We start from the raw sequence: 19,240 nt of genomic DNA, 5'->3' as shown, positions 1-19,240 counted from the left end.
CACGGCGGCGGATGCCGGGTGGTGCCTCCGAGACAGGGGGTCGCAGGTCACTGCAGGGGGGTCACAGGTGACCACAGGGGGGTTACGGAAGCTGGACGCTCCGGCGTCCGCCGGCCCCTGGTACCGGGAACGCCCCGGTGGCCCGGCGGGTGATCTCCCCGTACACCTCGGGGTCGGTGGTGTACTCGCCGAGGACGCAGGTCTTGCGGCTGCCGTGGTAGTCGGAGGAGCCCGTGGCGAGGAGTCCCAGCTCCTGCGCGAGGCCGCGCAGCCGCGTCCGGGTCGCCGGGTCGTGGTCCATGTGGTCGACCTCGATGCCGTCGAGCCCGGCGGTGGCGAGGTCGGCGAGGGCGGACTCCGGCACGGTGCGCCCCCGCTTCGAGGCGGCCGGATGCGCGAAGACGGTGACTCCGCCCGCGGCCCTGACCAGCCGGATCGCCTCGAAGGGGTCCGTCTCGTGCTTCGCGACGTAGCCACGCCCGCCGTCGGCCAGCCATGCGGGCGTGAACGCGTCCGAGACGCTGTCCACGACACCCAGCTCGACCAGGGCGGAGGCGAGGTGCGGGCGCCCGACCGAGCCGTCGCCGGCGATGCGGGCCACCTGCTCCCAGGTGATCGGCACGCCCAGTTCCCGGAGCTTGGCGATCATGGCGTGGGCCCGCGGCACGCGGTCGTCCCGGATCAGTTCGCGCTCGGCGAGCAGGCCGGGCTCCTCGGGATCGAAGAGGTAGGCCAGCAGGTGCATGCTGATGCCGTTCCACCGGCAGGAGAGTTCCGCGCCGGTGACGAGGGTCAGGCCCTCGGGCAGCGCCTCGATCGCCTCCGCGTGGCCGCGGGTGGTGTCGTGGTCGGTGAGCGCGACGACGTCCAGCCCCTCGGCGGCGGCGCGCAGCACCAGCTCGGCCGGGGTGTCCGTGCCGTCCGACGCGGTGGAGTGGGTGTGCAGATCGATGCGCACGACACGGGCTCCAGGCGGTGACGGGACGGAAGGGGACGCTCCAGGATAACGGGATTTTCGGCATCCCCGTCACAACCGCAGCCCGCGAGCGCCCCCTACGAGCCCGCAGGCACCGGACGGCGCGGGAAGCGCCCCGGGCGCACGGGCTCCTCAGGTCACGGATCGAGCAGGCGCGGCGACAGCGCCCCGATCGGCAGCAGGTCCATCTCGGCCCCTGCGTCGCGCAGATCGGTCAGCACCAGTTCGTCGTACATCAGCATGCCGGTCTGTTCGGGCCAGACGACCGCCCACAGCCACAGGCCGCGCGCCTCGCCCGCGAAGACCGCCCGGTCGTCGGGGGTGCCCGTGAGATGCCACAGCGGGGTGGGGCGTCCGGCGGCCAGCACCTTGACCTGGGGCGGCTTCTCGACGTTCAGATAGGGGCCGGGGTCCGGGCCGTCGATGCCCGCGTAGCGTGCGCCGAGACCCACACCCAGCTCCTCGGCGACGAGGATCAGCTCGCCCACGCCGCCGAGCGGCCCGGGACCCGAGCAGGCCACGGCCGTCGCACGGCCGCCGCTGCGGTCGTCGCCCGCGTAGGCCACGCCCGTGAACAGCCAGCCCACCGGCAGCGGCCACGGCATCCACACCGGCACCCGGGCACGGTGCACCACGACGCTGAGGGCCTCGACGCTGGGCGGGATCACGGGCTGCAGCGGATGCACGTTCCCGTGCACATCGCACTGCCAGGAATCGGCGAAGAGTCCGGGAGCCCTGACCCGGCCACCACACTTCGGGCAACTGGGTTCGCCCCTCATAGGGCCCCACGCTCCTCCCCGTCCCGCGCCGCGTCAAGGACGATCACCCGTCCGGCGTGTGCCCGCACGTCGGCCCACGCCGGCCAGAAGTAGATGTGACTTGCATTTATTAGGCACTCTAACTTAATGTATGTATAAGCCAACCATCAGGTCGTGACCATCCGACCACAGGGCCGGCCGTCGGACCGGCCCTTCACCGAGGACTGCGAGGACACCCATGAGCAGCAGTACAGGAGGACCCGCCGCGGCGGCGGCCGGGGCGGATCCGTTCGACGCGGGGGCCGGCGGCCTCCTGCGCCAGCCGAAGGCCGTCTGGGCGACCGCGGGCGCGTCCGTCGTCGCCTTCATGGGCATCGGACTCGTCGACCCGATCCTGCCGTCCATCGCCCGGGGCCTTCAGGCGACGCCCAGCCAGGTCTCCCTCCTCTTCACCTCGTACTTCCTGATCACCGCCGTCGCGATGCTGGTCACCGGCTTCGTCTCCAGCCGCATCGGCGGCCGCAGGACACTGCTGCTGGGGCTCGCCTTCGTGGTGGTCTTCGCGGGCCTCGCGGGCACCTCGCACTCGGTGGCCCAGCTCGTCGGCTTCCGGGCCGGCTGGGGCCTCGGCAACGCGCTGTTCGTCTCCACGGCCCTCGCCGTGATCGTCGGCGCGGCGGCGGGAGGCAGCGCCGCGGCGATCCTGCTGTACGAGTCGGCGCTCGGCCTCGGCATGGCCTGCGGTCCCCTGCTGGGCGCGCTGCTCGGCAACATGAGCTGGCGCTACCCGTTCTTCGGCACGGCCACCCTGATGGCGATCGGCTTCCTGTGCATCACGGCGTTCCTGAAGGAGCAGCCCCGGCCCGCGCGGAAGACCTCGCTGCTCGACCCGCTCAAGGCGCTCGGCCACGGCGGCCTCGCCTCCGCGGCCGTCTCCGCGTTCTTCTACAACTACACGTTCTTCACCGTGCTGGCCTTCACGCCGTTCGTGCTGAACATGACGCCGTACGCGTCGGGTGCCGTGTTCTTCGCCTGGGGCCTGCTGCTCGCCGTCTTCTCGGTGATCGTGGCGCCGCGCCTGCAGAAGCGCTTCGGCTCGCTGAAGGTGCTCGGCGGCTCCCTGGTGCTGCTGGCGGCCGATGTCGCCGTACTCGGCTACGGCGACCACACCACCGCCGTCGTCTGCACCATCCTGTCCGGCGCCTTCATCGGTGTGAACAACACCGTCTACACCGAGCTGGCCCTCGGCGTCTCGGACGCGCCGCGCCCGGTGGCGAGCGCCGGCTACAACTTCGTGCGGTGGTTCGCCGCCGCGGCCGCGCCCTTCCTCGCGCCGAAGATCGAGGAGTGGAGCGACATCCACCTCCCGTTCGTGGTGGCGGCGGCCACCGCGGTCGCGGGCGCGCTCGTGGTCCTCGTACGGCGCAAGGCGCTGACCCACGAGGCGGCGGAGCTTCAGCCGCGCCACGCCACGGAGGACGGCGTCACCGTCTTCGCCAACTGACGGCTTTCGGCCATGGGTTGGTGAGCTTGCTCACGCGGGTGTCAGTCCAGACGGACGGATCTGCGGGACGGATCCCGCAGATCCGTTCCGTTCGTCAGCCAGCGCTCCTGGAGGGCCTGAGCGCCGTGCACCCGCTTCCAGGCTGCCTCGTTGGGAGTCATCGGCAGCAGCGGCAGGAACCGTACGGGGTCGAGCGGCGGGTCCAGCTCCAGGTCCTCGACCAGACCGCCGGGCTCGGCGACCAGCACGGAGCTGAACGGGGCGCCCGGCCACAGCGGTCCGCCCACGTCCAGCGAGGCGCCGGGAGCCACCACCACGCCCTCGACCTGCGGGGACGCTGCCAGGACGGCGAGCGGGCGGAGCACCTTGTCGGTGTCGGCGAGACCGCCCCGGACGGAGAGGACCAGCTCGGCCCGGGGGCCTTTGACGGGGTCGGCGAGCATCGCGGTGGGGTCCGTCATCGGCTGGGCGGACATGCCGAGGGTGGCGTAGCGCAGGACGGCGCCTTCCTTGGATTCGTCCCGGAAACGCAGTACCTCGACGCGGTCCGCGCCGAGGAAGGTGACCGCCGCGCGAGCGTCCGGTTCGCCGAGCGCGGTGCGCAACCGGGCCTCGACCAGAGGAAGAACATCAACCATGCGGCGAGCATAGAACTCGTCAGTACCCGGCAAAGCGGCGCCTTGACACTTCGGCCGGCTGTTACTCTTGGCCGGTGGTCGGGCAGCCCGCAGAAGCGGTGCGATCGAGTCCCGCACCGTGAGACTCCCTTATGGGGAGATGGATCGTCCCTCACCAGGGACCGGCCGGAGGAGGTGGGGCTGGCATGGATCGAAGTCGACCGTGCAGTACCACCCGCTCTTCCGACCGCTGATGTAGCTGCTCCGGCTGACTGCTACCTCTCATCTGCGTGCCGTGTTTTCGCGCGGCCCCCGGGGGACCCGCTCAGGATCCCTCCGCGCACCGCGGAAGAGCACTTCGTTTCGTTTCACCTGATCTGTCTGATCTGAACCCGTAGCGAAGCCCGCGACCCAACGGTGCGGTGCTCCCCGCTTTGTGGACGTGCCAAACCTCCCCTGCCGAAAAGGGAGGAGACACCTCGTCAGGACGTCCCCATTCCGGGCAGTTCCACCCGTCGCCGGGGCCTTCGTTGCCCGTTGCGAAGGAGCCTGCCATGTCCATGATCCGCGACCTGCGCGCCGTGGTCCGCCCGTCCCGCCCCTCGCTGCGCAAGGAGACCAGCGCGTACGACGCCACGCGCGACCCCGCGACGCCGTCCGCCGTCGTCGACTGCGCCGTCTACCGCGACGGGGTCCGGCTGCAGACGCCGAAGCCGCTGACGCCGCACGAGGCGATGCGGCTGGTGCGGCGCGACGGCGGCTTCGTATGGATCGGCCTGCACGAGCCCACCGATGCCGAATTCGCCGGTATCGCAAGCGACTTCGGGCTGCATCCGCTGGCCGTCGAGGACGCGGTGCAGGCGCACCAGCGCCCCAAGCTGGAGCGGTACGACGACTCCCTCTTCACCGTCTTCAAGACCATCCACTACGTCGAGCACGACCGGCTGACCGCCACCAGCGAGGTCGTCGAGACCGGTGAGGTCATGTGCTTCACCGGGCGGGACTTCTTCATCACCGTCCGGCACGGCGGACAGGGCTCGCTGCGGGAGCTGCGGCGCAGGCTGCAGGACGAGCCCGAGCTGCTGGCCAAGGGCCCGTCGGCCGTGCTGCACGGGATCGCCGACCATGTCGTCGACGGCTACATCGCGGTGGCGGACGCGGTGCAGGACGACATCGACGAGGTGGAGACCGAGGTGTTCTCGCCCGGCCGGAAGGGAACCCCCCGGGGCACCGACGCGAGCCGGATCTACCAGCTCAAGCGTGAGGTACTGGAGTTCAAGCGGGCCGTGGCGCCGCTGCTGCGGCCCATGCAGCTGCTGAGCGAGCGGCCGATGCGGCTGATCGACCCCGACATCCAGAAGTACTTCCGCGACGTCGCCGACCACCTCGCCCGCGTGCAGGAGCAGGTCCTCGGCTTCGACGAGCTGCTGAACTCGATCCTCCAGGCCAACCTGGCGCAGGCGTCCGTCGCACAGAACGAGGACATGCGCAAGATCACGGCGTGGGCCGCGATCATCGCCGTACCGACGATGGTGTGCGGGGTGTACGGCATGAACTTCAAGCACATGCCCGAGCTGCACTGGAAGTACGGCTACCCCGTGATCATGGGCATCACGGTGGCCATCTGTCTCGGCATCCACCGCACGCTGAAGCGGAACGGCTGGCTGTGAGGGGCCGGACCGGTGTCCTGCCGGGGCACTAGGCTGAGCGCATGACAAGCGAGCTGCTCGAGAGGGCCCTCGTCGAGGAGGCCACGAAGAAGTCCGGGCTGATCTGGGTCCAGGCCGCGCCGTCTCCCGGCGCGCACACCCAGGCCGCGCCCGCGCGTGCGCTGTGGCATGTGTGGCACGAGGGCGCGGCGTGCGTGGTGGGCGACGGTCCCGGCGAGCAGCCGCTGCCCGGCCTGGCCGACGGGGGCGACGCGGTCGTCACGGTCCGCAGCAAGGACAAGGGCGGCCGGATCGTCACTTGGCCCGCACGGGTGGTGGAGCCGGCACCGGGATCGCCGGAGTGGGAGAGCGCGGTCGCCGAGCTGAAGGGCAAGCGGCTGAACGCCCCGGACGGCGAGGAGATGCCCGAGCGCTGGCGCCGGGAGTGCCGGGTGCTGCGTCTGGAGCCGCGGGGCGCGACGCTCCCGCTGCCGTCCGACGCGCAGGCCGCGCCCCCGCCGCCGAGCCCGGCCGTGACCCGCCGCCCGATCCCGGCGGCCCTGCCACGCCTGCTGCGACGCAAGCGCCGCTGACCGGTTTCCCGGCTGCGCGCGCAGTCGCACCACCACCGCCGTACGTCTGCGGCGCCACCATGGGCGGCCGAGCCGGCCGAGCCGGCCGCCCCGGGCGAGGGCGACCGACCGTGGTCAGGACGTCGGCAGCTGCTCCCCGTAGTCCACCGTCTCCTGCTTCGACGGCTCCTGAAGCGCGAAGTCCTTCCCCCAGTCCGACAGGCGGAGCGTCCCCGCGTTGCCGGCGCGCGCCAGGAGCAGCGGATAGGGGGCGCCCTCCAGGGAGACGTCCAGCGTGCCGCCGGAGCCCTTGTCGCCGGTGATGCGGACCGTACGGACGCCGTCCTGCTCATGGCGGCCGTCCGTGGCGAGCGTGCCGTGCAGCGTGAGGAGCCCGTCGAGCAGCATGTCCTTGTCGGTGAACCCGCTGAAGCGCTGATAGGCCGGATCACCGGACGGCACCTTGACGTACTTCCCGTCGAGCTTGCCCGCGGCGGCCGCGGAGCCCGCGCCGTCCCCCGTGCCGCTCTCGTGGTTCCAGAACTCCGCGTCGGCCTTGAGGAACAGGTGCTCGCCCACCCGCAGCAGCCGGAACGTGCCGTTCTTCGAGGTGACCGATCCGGTGCCCCCCCTCGCCCTTCAGCCGCATGTCCAGGCTGTACGTGGCGCCGTTGCTGACGACCGTCCCCGACAGCCGCACGGCCGGCGCCGACTTCGCCGCCGTACGCGTCCGGCTCTGGATCTTGTCGGCGGACAGCTTCCCCACCCCGTTGGTCCCCGCGTCCGGGTCGCCGTCACTGCATCCCGTGAGCCCCGCTCCCGTCACGACCAGCGTGCACATCGCGCTCACCAGTGCGGCCCTGCGGGTGGGGCCCTGGGGGATTGCAGTCACGGGTGGGGGCTGCCTCTCATACGGATGTCCTCATCGGCCTACCGCAGAGTACCGGTGCCCGCGGGGCCTTCCGGAGTCAGTCGGTCCGCACCTCTCGCCAGGGCGTACGACAACAGGACGGACTAGCCTGAAGCCCACCTGAAGGGATAGAACGGCAGGAACAGGAGGCGGCGGGCATGGCGGCTGCTGGCGCCCCTCGCATCTTCGTCTCGCACCTCGCCGACGTCGCCGCCTTCGACCCCAACGGCGACCAGGTGGGCCGCGTGCGCGACCTCGTCGTCATGCTGCGCGTGGGACGGCGTCCCCCGCGACTGCTCGGCCTGGTCGTCGAACTGACCACCCGCCGCCGTATCTTCCTGCCCATGACCCGGGTGACCGGCATCGAGTCCGGCCAGGTCATCACCACCGGCGTGCTGAACGTGCGCCGCTTCGAGCAGCGGCCCACGGAGCGGCTCGTCTTCGGTGAGCTGCTCGACCGGCGCGTCCGTCTCGTGGAGACCGACGAGGAGGTCACCGTGCTCGACCTCTCCGTGCAGCAGTTGCCGGCCCGCCGCGAGTGGGAGGTCGGCAAGGTCTTCGTGCGCAAGGGGAAAGGCGGGGCGTTCCGGCGCAGCAAGGGCGAGACGCTCACGGTCGAGTGGTCCGCCGTCACCGGGTTCTCCCTGGAGGAGCACGGACAGGGCGCCGAGAGCCTGCTGGCCACCTTCGAACAACTGCGCCCCGCCGACCTCGCCAATGTGCTGCACCACCTGTCCGCCAAGCGCCGCGCCGAGGTCGCCGCGGCCCTCGACGACGACCGGCTCGCCGATGTCCTCGAACAGTTGCCCGAGGACGATCAGATCGAGATCCTCGGCAAGCTGCGCAAGGAGCGCGCCGCGGACGTCCTGGAGGCGATGGACCCGGACGACGCCGCCGACCTGCTCGCCGAGCTGCCGGAGGACGAGAAGGAGCGGCTGCTGAGCCTGATGCAGCCCGACGACGCGGCCGACGTGCGCCGTCTGATGGCGTACGAGGAGAAGACCGCGGGCGGCCTGATGACCACCGAGCCGGTCGTGCTGCGGCCCGACGCGACCGTCGCCGACGCGCTCGCCCGGGTCCGCAATCCGGACCTGTCCCCCGCCCTCGCCGCCCAGGTGTACGTCTGCCGGCCGCCGGACGAGACGCCGACCGGCAAGTACCTGGGCACCGTGCACTTCCAGCGGCTGCTGCGCGACCCGCCGTACACCCTCGTCAGCGCCCTCCTCGACGACGACCCGCAGACCCTGTCCCCGGACGCCGCGCTGCCGGTCGTGGCCGGGTTCTTCGCGACCTACGACATGGTCGCGGCACCCGTGGTCGACGAGTCCGGCTCGCTGCTCGGCGCGGTGACCGTGGACGACGTGCTGGACCACATGCTGCCCGAGGACTGGCGCGAGGCGGAGTTCGACCTGAGCGACGAGGGGGCCGCCCATGGCACCTGATCGCGAGAAGACGCCCTCCGGCTCGACCGCCGCCCGCGCCCGCATCCGGCTCGACCAGCCGCAGCCCCGGCGCACCCGGGTGCTGCCCGAGTGGGACCCGGAGGCTTTCGGACGCATGTCGGAGCGGATCGCCCGCTTCCTCGGAACCGGGCGGTTCATCGTCTGGATGACGGTCGTGATCGCCCTGTGGCTGGTGTGGAACATCAGCGCCCCGCACTTCCTGCGCTTCGACCCGTACCCGTTCATCTTCCTGACCCTGATGCTGTCCCTGCAGGCCTCCTACGCCGCTCCGCTGATCCTGCTGGCGCAGAACCGCCAGGACGACCGCGACCGGGTCAACCTCGAGCAGGACCGCAAACAGAACGAGCGGTCCATCGCGGACACCGAGTATCTGACCCGGGAGGTGGCCTCGCTGCGCACCGGCCTGGGCGAGGTCGCCACCCGCGACTGGATCCGCTCCGAACTCCAGGACCTGGTGAGGGAGCTGGACGGGCACCGTCGTCCCGACGGACATCTCGTGGTCCCGGCGGAACACGCGGGCGGACGTGACGCAGACGACCGCTGACGGGACTTTCAAAGGCCCCGCCCCGGCGCCGTACCATCGTGTTTATGGCTACGGAAGACGCGGTGCGCGAGGCACTGGCGACGGTGAACGACCCCGAGATCCAGCGACCCATCACCGAACTGGGGATGGTCAAATCGGTGGACATCGGCGCGGACGGAGCGGTCGCTGTCACCGTGTACCTCACGGTCTCCGGCTGCCCCATGCGCGACACGATCACCCAGCGTGTCACCGACGCGGTCTCCCGCGTCGACGGTGTCACCCGGGTCGACGTCACCCTCGATGTGATGAGCGACGAGCAGCGGCGTGAGCTGGCGACCGCGCTGCGCGGCGGCCAGGCCGAGCGCGAGGTCCCCTTCGCCAAGCCGGGCTCGCTCACCCGGGTGTACGCGGTGGCCTCCGGCAAGGGCGGCGTCGGCAAGTCCTCCGTGACGGTCAACCTGGCGGCGGCGATGGCGGCCGACGGCCTGAAGGTCGGTGTCGTGGACGCCGACATCTACGGCCACAGCGTGCCGCGCATGCTGGGCGTGGACGGCCGTCCGACCCAGGTCGAAAACATGATCATGCCGCCCCAGGCGAACGGCGTGAAGGTCATCTCGATCGGCATGTTCACCCCGGGCAACGCACCGGTGGTCTGGCGTGGCCCGATGCTGCACCGCGCGCTCCAGCAGTTCCTCGCGGACGTGTTCTGGGGCGACCTCGACGTGCTGCTGCTCGACCTCCCGCCGGGCACGGGCGACATCGCGATCTCGGTGGCCCAGCTGGTCCCGAACGCGGAGATCCTGGTGGTCACCACCCCGCAGCAGGCCGCCGCCGAGGTGGCGGAGCGGGCGGGCTCCATCGCCGTGCAGACCCACCAGAAGATCGTGGGCGTGGTCGAGAACATGTCCGGACTTCCCTGCCCGCACTGCGGCGAGATGGTGGACGTCTTCGGCACGGGCGGCGGCCAGGCCGTCGCCGACGGCCTCACCCGCACCACGGGCACCACGGTCCCGGTACTGGGCTCCATCCCCATCGACGTCCGCCTGCGCGAGGGCGGCGACGAGGGCAAGCCGGTGGTCCTGACGGACCCGGACTCCCCGGCGGGCTCGGCCCTGCGCTCGATCGCGGGCAAGCTCGGCGGCCGGCAGCGCGGCCTGGCGGGCATGTCGCTGGGGATCACCCCGAAGAACAAGTTCTAGGACGCCTACGAGGGTTCCAGGACGCCCTACGCCTTACGAGGAAGGGGGCGCCGTCACCGTGACGGCGCCCCCTTCCTCTTCCTCGTACGCCCCGCTAGGCGACGTAGGCGTGGATGTCCTTGATCATCGCGAAGCCCAGTCCATAGGCGCTCATGCCCCGGCCGTACGCCCCCACGTGCTCCCCGGCCTGCGTGGTCCCGGCGAGGACCCAGCCGAACTCGGACTCGCGGTAGTGGAACGGTGTCGGCACCCCGTCCACGGGCAGGGACAGGGTGGACCAGACGGGGCCGGTCAGGTCGTCCGCGAGCACCCACGCCGTCTCGGTCTGCTGTTCGAGCCAGTCGTCCCGCAGGCTGTGGTCCAGCTGACCGGGCCAGACGAACGACAGCAGGCCCACACCGGCCAGCCAGGCCGCCGACGAGACCGAGGTGGCCTCCAGCACTCCGGTGCCGTCCGCGCTGCGCCGCACGGGGTTGGCGGCGACGGTCACCACGACCGCGAACCGCTCCTTGTCCTCGGTGGCCTCGTGCCGCACGGAGGGCTCGTCACCGTGTCCGACCGACCCGTGCTCCACGGCCCCGTCGGCGGCGGTGCCCACCTGCATCAGCCAGCGCGGGCCCGTGAAGGCCTCGTCGAGGCCGTACCACGGGAACGACGCCTGCTGGTAACCGTCCACCGTGCCCCGGGCGAAGGGGAGCCGCGCTCCGCCCTCCGCGGCGGGCGCCTGCGCACCCACCCGACTCGTCGTCTCCATCTGCCCGGACGCCTCCTCGCTCTCGTCGGACCGAGCGGCCCGCCCCCCACGGGCGTCCTCGCTCCAGAAACGGTCCGCACAACAACTGGGCAGCATAGCCACAGCGGTCCGAAGCACAGGGAAACGCCCGGCACATACGGCCTCTTGGACGTCTCAATACGACCGCCCGCGCGCTGAAGCGCAAATGGCCTGCGTCACGTCTCAGCGGCCGTGCCACCCCGCCGGCCGCGTCCGTGGACGGCTCAGGTGGCGTCCGCGTCGAAGGGCGGGTACTCGCCGGGGCCCGGCTTCTCGGGCCTCTTCGTCATGTCGACGGTGCCACCAGCCGACGAGGACGGGGAGGCCGGCGAGGACGGGGAGGACGGCGCCTCGGAGTCGTGGCCCTGCACCGCGTCCGTGACCTCGGCCATCTCCTTCTTCAGGTCGAAGCCGTTGCGGATCTCCGTCAGCCCCAGCTCGTCGTTCTCCAACTGCTTGCGGAGGAACGTCTTGGGGTTGAGGTCCTCGAACTCGAAGTCCTTGAACTCGGGGCCCAGCTCGCTGCGGATGTCGTGCTTGGCGCTCTCCGAGAACTCCCGGATCTTCCGGATGGTGCGCGTGACGTCCTGGATCATCTTCGGGAGCTTGTCCGGACCGAAGACGAGCACGGCGAGGACAACGAGCGTCACCAGCTCGAGCGGTCCTATGTCATTGAACACCTGATGCTCCTTGCGAGGTCCTCGGTCCGCGGCCCTCGATGGTGTGGCGGGTCTTCCGTGGTCCGGGCCGGACCCACGGTACCCGGCGTTCCCGCCCGATCGGTACTGTCCCGGCCTCCGCGACCTCGTGTACACGTCGGGTTTTCCGGGATGTTTGCCTTGCGTAGCGGTTTTCGTCCGTGTTCCTGTGGGGTTGGCGTCAGTTGCCGTCCGCGGAACCGAGCACGCGTGTGCTCCTCCGCCGCGCGCCGTCGCGGACCACGGCCGGCTCCAGACGGCCGCCGGGGCGGTGCGCGCGGGTCCGGACGATGCGTTCCCCCCGGAGTGGACGCCCGTCCCCTCGGCCTCCGTGATCACATCGCCGGTCCCGAGCCGGCCTTGTCGCCGGGTTCACCCCTGGTGACCGCGGGGCCGCCGTCGGCGCCCTTGGCGGCGGCACGGGTCCGCGCGCCGATGCTCGGCTCAGTGGGCGACGGACGGGGAGGACGAGGGGGACGGGCCGGTGGACGTGGCCGGCGCCGGAGCCATGAGCAGCCCGGGAGCGGTGAGCCCGGGGGCGGCCGACCAGGACGCCAGCGTGAGCGGTGCGGGCTCGGCGAGCGGGCCTATCAGCGGGGACATCGCGGCGGCTCCGGCCACCACGGGAGCCGTCAGGGCACGGATCTCCGAGGCGTCCCGCTCATCCGGAGCGGGGCCCGCGGGCAGCAGCGGGGCCGACGCCGCCGTGGAGGCGACGGGTTCCTGGCTCAGCGTTCGCTGCCCGAGCAGCGGCCCGACGGCCCGCCGCCGGGAGGCGTCGGTCGTCGTGCCGCCGCCCGTGCCCGGTGAACGCACCGGGGTCACATTGCTTCCGGTGTCCGAACCGCGTGCCTCCGGGGCCGTGTCGGCCGGGACACCCGTCGACACCCCGCCGAGCGCGATCGCGGCCAGCGAAACGGCGCCCGCGGCGACGAAGGCGAACCTCCGCCCCCGTGAGTACGGGCGCTCGGTGTCCGAGCGGCCGACGTGATGGATGCGGAACCCCCGCTCCCCGGACAGTGCCCGATCCTCGGAAGGGGTCAGCGCCGTGGCGTGGGGTCCCGTCGGCACGTATCCGAAGGTCTCGCCCAAGACGCCCGGCTCCGAGGGGAGCCCGGAGGACGACGACGGTCTACCGCCGAAACCACCCCCGCCGAGCGGCGTGCCATCGCCGTCGGCGTCGCCTCCCGCGGACAGGCCCTGCAGGCGGGCCAGGAAGCTCTCGGAGGGCGGCGGCGGGGCCGCCTCCGCGAAAACGTTCTTCAGCCGGCGCTGGGCGTCGGCCTCGGCCTTGCACTTCGCGCACGTGGCCAGATGGGCCAGCACGCGTTCGCGCGTCTCATGACCCAGCTCTCCGTCCACGAGGGCGGAGAGGCGGTCTCCCAGGTGCTGCTCTGCCGGTGTGGGGCGACGGGATCCACTCACGCGGTCGCGCCCCCTCCCCCCAGCGCGGGCACACGGGCCATGAAGGTGCGCCGCTCGGCCCGGGCCTCCGGCGAGCGGTGCGCCAGCGCCTTGCGCAGCTGTGAGCGACCGCGGTGGATACGGGACCGGACCGTGCCGAGCTTGACGCCCAGGGTCGCGGCGATCTCCTCGTAGGACAGCCCCTCGATGTCGCACAGGACGACGGCGGCACGGAACTCGGGCGCGAGGGTGTCCAGGGCCTGCTGGACGTCGGCGTCGAAATGCGCGTCGTTGAAGGCCTGCTGCGGGGTGGGCTCCCGGCTGGCCAGCCGCTCGGCCGCGTCCTCGCCGAGCGCGTCGAAGCGGATGCGCTGCTTGCGGCGGACCATGTCCAGGAAGAGGTTCGTGGTGATGCGGTGCAGCCAGCCCTCGAACGTGCCGGGCGTGTACGTCGACAGGGAGCGGAAGACCCGGACGAAGACTTCCTGGGTCAGGTCCTCGGCATCGTGCTGGTTACCGGTCAGGCGGTACGCCAGTCGGTAGACCCGGCCGCTGTGCGTGCTGACGATCTCCTCCCAGGTGGGCGGAGTCCACGCCTGCGAGTCCGCGTCAGCGGCGAAGGTCGCGGTCTGCACGGTGTCGGCTGCGTGGTGCGTGTCAGCGATGTTGGTCACGGATTTCGGCTCACCCGATGACCCGAGAAGGCGCCGCAGCACTCCTCTCCGGTCCACAGGCGCAGCCGCACCTCCCCTGTCGGCTCTGGTGGTGTCCAGTGGAGCCCCTACCATAGCCACCTCGCCCGTTAGCTCCGGATAAGCGGTTTTAAGAGAATTTGACGCGCGCTGATGCGGATGCGTCAACACTTGCTCGGCGTCCAGGTCCACCGGCCGTCCCCCGTCCTTCCCTCGCTGCCTTTCCCGCCCTTCCAAACGCCTGGTCCCACCTCCTGGTTCCCGGGGCCAACGGATACAGTCACGCCCAGGCAATCACGGGGACAGGAGAGGGTCATTACCGGCAACCGGCAGACGAGCTGGGCGTTCGCCGACGCCTATGTCGCCGAGGAAGAAGCGCTGCACTGGGCCCGCGACCGGGCCCGTGAGGCAGGGCTGCGCTCGGTGTCGCCCAGCACGGGCGCCGCGCTGCGGTTGCTCGCCGCCACCGTGGACGCGAAGGCGGTGGCGGAGATCGGTACCGGATGCGGTGTCTCCGGGATCCATCTGCTGCACGGCATGCGGCCGGACGGCGTGCTGACCACGGTGGACCCTGAGCCGGAGCACCAGCAGTTCGCCCGCCAGGCGTTCCGCGCCTGCGGCTTCGCCAGCAACCGCGCCCGGTTCATCCCGGGCCGCGCCCTGGACGTGCTGCCCCGGCTCGCGGACGCCGGCTACGACCTCGTCTTCTGCGACGGCGACCGGCTCGAGGTGCTCGACTACCTCGCGGAATCGTTGCGTCTGCTGCGGCCCGGCGGCCTCGTCGTCTTCGAGGGTGCCTTCGCCCATGGCCGGACAGTGGACTCGGGGCCCCAGCCCAGCGAGGTCCTGCGACTGCGGGACCTGCTGCGCACGGTCCGCGAGAGCCCGGACCTGGTGCCCTCGCTGCTCCCGGTGGGTGACGGACTGCTATGCGCGGTCAAACGCTGAGCCGCCTGTGCGGGCTTACGGGCTGTGCGGGCCGAAGGGTGCGCCGAGCGCGTGCCGGGCAGAAAAGCAGTCCCCGGCACCGCGTACGATGCCGGGGCAGCAGAGAATGCGGGATCGCTCGCGCGTCAGCCGACAACCTTCTTGAGGGCGTCGCCGAGAGCGTCGGCCTCGTCAGGGGTCAGCTCGACGACGAGCCGACCGCCGCCTTCGAGCGGAACGCGCATGACGATGCCCCGCCCCTCCTTGGTCACCTCGAGCGGGCCGTCGCCCGTCCGCGGCTTCATGGCCGCCATGCTCGTTCCCCTTCCTGAAACCAGCTCATTGTCAGCCGACAGCCCCTGAAGGGCACGCGACCCCTCGGGGGACACGCGACACCGGCATCGAACACATTGCTTCCAAGCCATTATCCCGCATCTCAGGACCCGATGACCAACATCGGTCGGCATCGCTTGGGCAACACGCCCGACCAAAACCACTCAATTCGGCGATGCGGCTGTGATACTGCGCCATTGCACGGAGATCCGCAGCCCGGTTCCGGGCCGACAATATTTGACGCAGGTCACACGTACGGTCCGGTCCGTGGCGGGTGATCTCCGCCATGCTGTCCCTCGGACACAGGACGTACCGACCGGTACGACGGAGCCGTGACACCGGAGGACCACCATGGCCGACACCGTGCTCTACGAGGTGAGCGACGGACTCGCGACGATCACGCTGAACCGCCCCGAGGCGATGAACGCGATGAACATCGCCGCCAAGGTCGCCCTGCGGGACGCGGCGCAGGAGGCGGCGGACGACGGTGCCGTACGGGCGATCCTGCTCACCGCGGCCGGGGAGCGGGCGTTCTGCGTGGGCCAGGACCTCAAGGAACACATCGGGCTGCTCCAGGCGCGGGACGCGGGGTCGGACGCCGGGGTGATGAGCACCGTCCGGGAGCACTACAACCCCATCGTGCGGGCGCTCACGGGAGCGGCGAAGCCGGTGGTCGCGGCCGTGAACGGGGTCGCGGCCGGCGCCGGCTTCGGTTTCGCGCTCGCCGCGGACTACCGCATCGTCGCGGACACGGCGGCCTTCACCACCTCCTTCGCGGACGTCGCGCTGACCGCGGACTCGGGGATCTCCTGGACCCTGCCGCGAATCGTCGGCGCCTCCCGCGCCGCGGACCTGCTGCTCTTCCCGCGCAGCATCAGCGCCCAGCAGGCGTTCGAGTGGGGCATCGCGAACCGGCTGGTCCCGCAGGCCGAGCTGCGCGCCGAGGCCGAGAAGACCGCCCGCGCGCTGGCCGAGGGGCCGACGCTGGCGTACGCCGCGCTGAAGGAGTCGCTCGCCTACGGTCTCTCCCACTCCCTGGACGAGTCCCTGGAGAAGGAGGACGAGCTCCAGACCCGCGCGGGGGCCTCGCAGGACCACAGGATCGCGGTGCAGGCGTTCGTGAACAAGGAGAAGCCCGTCTATCTGGGGCGCTGAGGCCACCCGGGCGCGGCGGCGTCCGGGGCGCCCGCCACGATCGGCGGGTGCCTGCCCGCCCCCGCGGCCGGCGGGCGCAAGCGCAGGCACCCGGCCCGCGAGCTGCGGCCGTCCGCGCGTCGTCCGCCGTCGGCAGGCGGTCCCGTACGCCGGCCGGGATCAGCCGCTCCGGGCGGCGCAGTCCGCCAGATGGTCGTCGACCAGGCCGCACGCCTGCATCAGCGCGTACGCCGTCGTCGGGCCGACGAAGCGGATGCCGCGCTTCTTCAACGCCTTGGACAGGGCCGTCGACTCGGCGGTGACCGCCGGGACGTCGGCGAGGGTCCTGGGGGCGGGGCGGGACGCCCGGTCGGGGGCGTACGACCAGATCAGGCCGTCCAGCTCGCCGGGAGCCCACTCTTCGAGCACGCGCGCGTTGGCGAGCGTCGCCTCGATCTTGGCGCGGTTGCGGATGATGCCCGGATCGGCGAGCAGGCGCTCCTGGTCGGCGTCGGTGAAGGCGGCCACCTTGACGATCCTGAAGTCGGCGAAGGCGGCCCGGAAGCCCTCCCGGCGCCGCAGGATCGTGATCCACGACAGGCCCGACTGGAAGGCTTCGAGGCTCAGCCGCTCGTACAGCGCGTCGTCGCCGTGGACCGGGCGGCCCCACTCCTCGTCGTGGTAGGCCACGTAGTCCTCGGCGGACAGGGCCCAGGGGCAGCGCAGCACGCCGTCGGGCCCCGGCACGGCCGCGCGGGTCACTGCGGGTCTCCCTCGGCCGGCCGGCCGTGGCCGGCCGAGCGGGCCCCGGCGAGCGCGGACTCCAGGTCGGCGATGCGGGAGTCCCGCTCGGCGATCTCGGCGCCGAGCCGGCCGAGCGCGTCGTCCACGTCCGCCATGCGGTAGCCGCGGACGGCGAGCGGGAAGCGCAGGGCGTCCACGTCCGCGCGGCTCACCGGGCGGTCCGGCGGCAGCGGGTCGTCGAACCGCTCGGGCGCCGCCTCGGGCAGGGGGGCGCTCTCGCCGCCGCCCACCACGGCGAGTGTCACCGCGGCGACCACGACGGCGAGCGCGACGACCAGGAACAAGAACATGAGCATCTCTGAGGTCCCCACGCTCGGTGCCGGCGCGGAGCGCGTCGGCTCGGAAGTGCAGCTGTCGAATGTGTCCGGCTCCGATCGTGCCATGCGACGCTGACAACTAAGGTCGCAGGCGGCCAAGGAACGGGACGTACTGGAGAGGTCACAGCGGATGCTCAGGCTGGGCAGGCGGGAATTCGGCGCGCACGAGCCGGTGATCATGGCGATCGTGAACCGGACCCCGGACTCCTTCTACGACCAGGGGGCCACGTTCCACGACGAGGCCGCCCTCGCGCGCGTGGAACGGGCCGTGGCGGAGGGTGCCGCGATCATCGACATCGGCGGGGTCAAGGCCGGGCCGGGGGAGGAGGTCACGGCCGAGGAGGAGGCCCGGCGCACGGTCGGCTTCGTCGCCGAGGTGCGGCGCCGCTTCCCCGATGTGGTGATCAGCGTGGACACCTGGCGGCACGAGGTCGGCGAGGCGGTGTGCGAGGCGGGCGCGGATCTGCTGAACGACGCCTGGGGCGGGGTGGACCCCCGGCTCGCGGAGGTCGCGGCGCGCTACCGGGTGGGGCTGGTGTGCACGCACGCGGGAGGCGCACAGCCGCGGACCCGTCCGCACCGGGTGACGTACGACGACGTCATGGCGGACATCCTGAAGGTGACGCTGGGGCTGGCCGAGCGGGCGGTGTCCCTGGGGGTGCCCCGTGAGTCGGTGCTGATCGATCCGGGGCACGACTTCGGGAAGAACACACGGCACAGCCTGGAGGCGACGCGCCGGCTGGACGAGATGGTCGCCACGGGCTGGCCGGTGCTGGTGTCGCTGTCCAACAAGGACTTCGTGGGCGAGACGCTGGACAGGCCGGTGAAGGAACGACTCCTCGGCACCCTGGCGACCACGGCGGTGTCGGCGTGGCTGGGTGCGCAGGTGTACCGGGCGCACGAGGTGGCGGAGACCCGGCAGGTGCTGGACATGGTGGCGTCGATCGCCGGGCACCGGCCGCCGGCGGTGGCCCGGCGCGGGCTGGCCTAGCCGCCCCGGGCCGCACCGCACCGCACAGGACCGGCGCCCGGCATCAAGCACCGCAGCACCACGCAGGGGCCTGGCGCCGGCGCCGGGCCCCGTGTCGGCCGAGAGCCGGCGCCTAACGGCCCGCCTCCTTGGACACCAGCGCGACCGCCTCCTCCACGTCGTCCGTCAGATGGAACAGGAGCAGATCCTTCTCGGCGGCCTTGCCCTGGGCGACCAGGGTGTTCTTCAGCCACTCCACCAGGCCGCCCCAGTACGACGTGCCGTACAGGACGATCGGGAAGCGGGTCACCTTCTGGGTCTGGACCAGGGTCAGGGCCTCGAAGAACTCGTCCAGCGTGCCGAGGCCGCCGGGAAGGACCACGAAGCCCTGCGCGTACTTCACGAACATCATCTTCCGGACGAAGAAGTAGCGGAAGTTCAGGCCGATGTCGACGTACGGGTTCAGCCCCTGCTCGAACGGCAGCTCGATGCCGAGGCCGACCGAGATCCCCTTCGCCTCGCACGCGCCCTTGTTCGCGGCCTCCATCGCGCCCGGGCCGCCGCCCGTGATCACCGCCCAGCCCGCCCGCGCCAGGCCGCGTCCGAGCCGCACGCCCGCCTCGTACTCCGGCGAGTCCACCGGGGTGCGCGAGGAGCCGAACACGCTGATGGCGGGAGGGAGTTCGGCCAGTGTGCCGAACCCTTCGATGAACTCCGACTGGATGCGCAGCACACGCCACGGGTCCGTGTGGACCCAGTCCGAGGGGCCGCCCGCGTCCAGCAGCCGCTGGTCCGTGGTGCTCTTCGTGACCTGGTCCCGCCTGCGCAGCACGGGACCGAGCCGCTGCTCGTCCGGCGGCACCTTCTTGCCCTGGGGGTTGCCGGTAGGCATCTGCGCTCCCTCCGCTCCGGGGCCTTCCCCGCTCACCGGGGTCCCCCCGGCGCGGACGGGGCCGGGAGCCGGGGGGAGCCGAGAGGCCGGGGAAGGTCGTTCCACCCCAGCGTAGATCCACGCGGG

The 19,240-nt window shown here is 71.7% G+C and carries 20 protein-coding genes and 1 pseudogene; 9 read left to right on the top strand and 12 right to left on the bottom strand.

Annotated elements, in window-relative coordinates; genetic code table 11:
• Nucleotides 1-82 precede the first annotated feature (82 nt).
• Together ACWD5Q_RS02445 and ACWD5Q_RS02440 are read right to left on the bottom strand one after the other, a co-directional pair.
• On the bottom strand, nucleotides 83-958 hold the full coding sequence (locus ACWD5Q_RS02445; RefSeq protein WP_451425122.1) for a PHP domain-containing protein: 876 nt from the start codon (nucleotides 956-958) through the stop codon (nucleotides 83-85).
• A 155-nt stretch (nucleotides 959-1,113) separates the two neighbouring features.
• Nucleotides 1,114-1,755 carry a DUF6758 family protein gene (locus ACWD5Q_RS02440; RefSeq protein ID WP_451425121.1) on the bottom strand — a complete coding sequence of 214 codons (642 nt, stop codon included), beginning with the start codon at nucleotides 1,753-1,755 and terminating at the stop codon, nucleotides 1,114-1,116.
• A 217-nt stretch (nucleotides 1,756-1,972) separates the two neighbouring features.
• Here ACWD5Q_RS02440 and ACWD5Q_RS02435 point away from each other — a divergent pair, with 217 nt between their 5' ends.
• On the top strand, nucleotides 1,973-3,238 hold the full coding sequence (locus ACWD5Q_RS02435; protein ID WP_451425120.1) for an MFS transporter: 1,266 nt from the start codon (nucleotides 1,973-1,975) through the stop codon (nucleotides 3,236-3,238).
• A gap of 41 nt (nucleotides 3,239-3,279) precedes the next feature.
• Here ACWD5Q_RS02435 and ACWD5Q_RS02430 read toward each other — a convergent pair whose 3' ends face one another.
• Nucleotides 3,280-3,876 carry a suppressor of fused domain protein gene (locus tag ACWD5Q_RS02430; RefSeq protein ID WP_451425119.1) on the bottom strand — a complete coding sequence of 199 codons (597 nt, stop codon included), beginning with the start codon at nucleotides 3,874-3,876 and terminating at the stop codon, nucleotides 3,280-3,282.
• 533 nt (nucleotides 3,877-4,409) lie between these two features.
• On the opposite strand from ACWD5Q_RS02430, the gene ACWD5Q_RS02425 reads away from it, so the two are divergent.
• Both ACWD5Q_RS02425 and ACWD5Q_RS02420 read left to right on the top strand, forming a co-directional pair.
• Nucleotides 4,410-5,525 (top strand): magnesium and cobalt transport protein CorA, encoded by a 1,116-nt coding sequence (locus ACWD5Q_RS02425; RefSeq protein WP_451425118.1) that lies wholly within the window; start codon nucleotides 4,410-4,412, stop codon nucleotides 5,523-5,525.
• Nucleotides 5,526-5,566: 41 nt separating this feature from the next.
• Nucleotides 5,567-6,097, top strand: a complete 531-nt coding sequence (locus tag ACWD5Q_RS02420) for a hypothetical protein (protein ID WP_451425117.1) — start codon at nucleotides 5,567-5,569, stop codon at nucleotides 6,095-6,097.
• A 114-nt stretch (nucleotides 6,098-6,211) separates the two neighbouring features.
• Here ACWD5Q_RS02420 and ACWD5Q_RS02415 read toward each other — a convergent pair.
• A pseudogene (locus ACWD5Q_RS02415) lies at nucleotides 6,212-6,968 on the bottom strand (hypothetical protein).
• A gap of 176 nt (nucleotides 6,969-7,144) precedes the next feature.
• Between ACWD5Q_RS02415 and ACWD5Q_RS02410 the strand changes: the two are divergent.
• Genes ACWD5Q_RS02410 through ACWD5Q_RS02400 form a run of 3 tightly spaced genes read left to right on the top strand, consistent with a single transcriptional unit; the run spans nucleotide 7,145 to nucleotide 10,171 of the window.
• Entirely contained in the window at nucleotides 7,145-8,428 is a 1,284-nt protein-coding gene (locus tag ACWD5Q_RS02410; RefSeq protein WP_451425116.1) for a magnesium transporter MgtE N-terminal domain-containing protein, read from the top strand.
• Complete coding sequence (locus ACWD5Q_RS02405) at nucleotides 8,418-8,993, top strand: DUF1003 domain-containing protein (protein WP_451425115.1); 576 nt, start codon at nucleotides 8,418-8,420, stop codon at nucleotides 8,991-8,993. Before ACWD5Q_RS02410 ends, ACWD5Q_RS02405 begins: the two co-directional genes overlap by 11 nt.
• 44 nt (nucleotides 8,994-9,037) lie before the next feature.
• A complete protein-coding gene (locus ACWD5Q_RS02400; protein ID WP_451425114.1) occupies nucleotides 9,038-10,171 on the top strand; it encodes an Mrp/NBP35 family ATP-binding protein in 1,134 nt (377 codons plus the stop codon).
• Between the two features lie 94 nt (nucleotides 10,172-10,265).
• On the opposite strand, the gene ACWD5Q_RS02395 is transcribed toward ACWD5Q_RS02400, so the two are convergent.
• The 4 genes from ACWD5Q_RS02395 to sigE all read right to left on the bottom strand — a co-directional run bounded on the left by ACWD5Q_RS02395 (nucleotide 10,266) and on the right by sigE (nucleotide 13,833).
• Nucleotides 10,266-10,925, bottom strand: coding sequence for a hypothetical protein (locus ACWD5Q_RS02395; protein WP_451425113.1), 660 nt, complete (start codon nucleotides 10,923-10,925; stop codon nucleotides 10,266-10,268).
• A 242-nt stretch (nucleotides 10,926-11,167) separates the two neighbouring features.
• On the bottom strand, nucleotides 11,168-11,623 hold the full coding sequence (locus ACWD5Q_RS02390; RefSeq protein WP_451425112.1) for a sec-independent translocase: 456 nt from the start codon (nucleotides 11,621-11,623) through the stop codon (nucleotides 11,168-11,170).
• Nucleotides 11,624-12,085: 462 nt separating this feature from the next.
• Nucleotides 12,086-13,066 (bottom strand): zf-HC2 domain-containing protein, encoded by a 981-nt coding sequence (locus tag ACWD5Q_RS02385; RefSeq protein WP_451425111.1) that lies wholly within the window; start codon nucleotides 13,064-13,066, stop codon nucleotides 12,086-12,088.
• Nucleotides 13,063-13,833 carry an RNA polymerase sigma factor SigE gene (gene sigE / locus ACWD5Q_RS02380; protein WP_451425110.1) on the bottom strand — a complete coding sequence of 257 codons (771 nt, stop codon included), beginning with the start codon at nucleotides 13,831-13,833 and terminating at the stop codon, nucleotides 13,063-13,065. Before sigE ends, ACWD5Q_RS02385 begins: the two co-directional genes overlap by 4 nt.
• Nucleotides 13,834-14,052: 219 nt before the next feature.
• On the opposite strand from sigE, the gene ACWD5Q_RS02375 reads away from it, so the two are divergent.
• The gene (locus ACWD5Q_RS02375) at nucleotides 14,053-14,685 is read left to right on the top strand and encodes an O-methyltransferase (protein WP_451425188.1); all 633 of its coding nucleotides are present in this window, start codon (nucleotides 14,053-14,055) and stop codon (nucleotides 14,683-14,685) included.
• A 125-nt stretch (nucleotides 14,686-14,810) separates the two neighbouring features.
• Here ACWD5Q_RS02375 and ACWD5Q_RS02370 read toward each other — a convergent pair whose 3' ends face one another.
• A complete protein-coding gene (locus ACWD5Q_RS02370) occupies nucleotides 14,811-14,978 on the bottom strand; it encodes a DUF3117 domain-containing protein (protein WP_003966491.1) in 168 nt (55 codons plus the stop codon).
• Between the two features lie 370 nt (nucleotides 14,979-15,348).
• Between ACWD5Q_RS02370 and chcB the strand changes: the two genes are divergently transcribed.
• Nucleotides 15,349-16,152, top strand: coding sequence for a 2-cyclohexenylcarbonyl CoA isomerase (gene chcB, locus ACWD5Q_RS02365; protein WP_451425109.1), 804 nt, complete (start codon nucleotides 15,349-15,351; stop codon nucleotides 16,150-16,152).
• Nucleotides 16,153-16,311: 159 nt separating this feature from the next.
• Here the strand turns inward: chcB and ACWD5Q_RS02360 are convergent, their stop codons facing one another.
• Both ACWD5Q_RS02360 and ACWD5Q_RS02355 read right to left on the bottom strand, forming a co-directional pair.
• Complete coding sequence (locus tag ACWD5Q_RS02360; protein WP_451425108.1) at nucleotides 16,312-16,893, bottom strand: DNA-3-methyladenine glycosylase I; 582 nt, start codon at nucleotides 16,891-16,893, stop codon at nucleotides 16,312-16,314.
• The gene (locus tag ACWD5Q_RS02355; protein ID WP_451425107.1) at nucleotides 16,890-17,231 is read right to left on the bottom strand and encodes a DivIVA domain-containing protein; all 342 of its coding nucleotides are present in this window, start codon (nucleotides 17,229-17,231) and stop codon (nucleotides 16,890-16,892) included. Before ACWD5Q_RS02355 ends, ACWD5Q_RS02360 begins: the two co-directional genes overlap by 4 nt.
• A gap of 151 nt (nucleotides 17,232-17,382) precedes the next feature.
• On the opposite strand from ACWD5Q_RS02355, the gene folP reads away from it, so the two are divergent.
• A complete protein-coding gene (gene folP / locus ACWD5Q_RS02350) occupies nucleotides 17,383-18,243 on the top strand; it encodes a dihydropteroate synthase (RefSeq protein ID WP_451425106.1) in 861 nt (286 codons plus the stop codon).
• A gap of 112 nt (nucleotides 18,244-18,355) precedes the next feature.
• Here folP and ACWD5Q_RS02345 read toward each other — a convergent pair whose 3' ends face one another.
• Nucleotides 18,356-19,114: an LOG family protein gene (locus tag ACWD5Q_RS02345; protein WP_451425105.1), complete on the bottom strand. Its 759-nt coding sequence runs from the start codon at nucleotides 19,112-19,114 to the stop codon at nucleotides 18,356-18,358.
• Nucleotides 19,115-19,240: the final 126 nt, after the last annotated feature.

The organism is Streptomyces sp. NPDC002513 (genome assembly GCF_053595355.1).
Note: the sequence above shows the minus strand (reverse complement) of the source record. Positions and strands in the feature narration are given on the sequence as shown.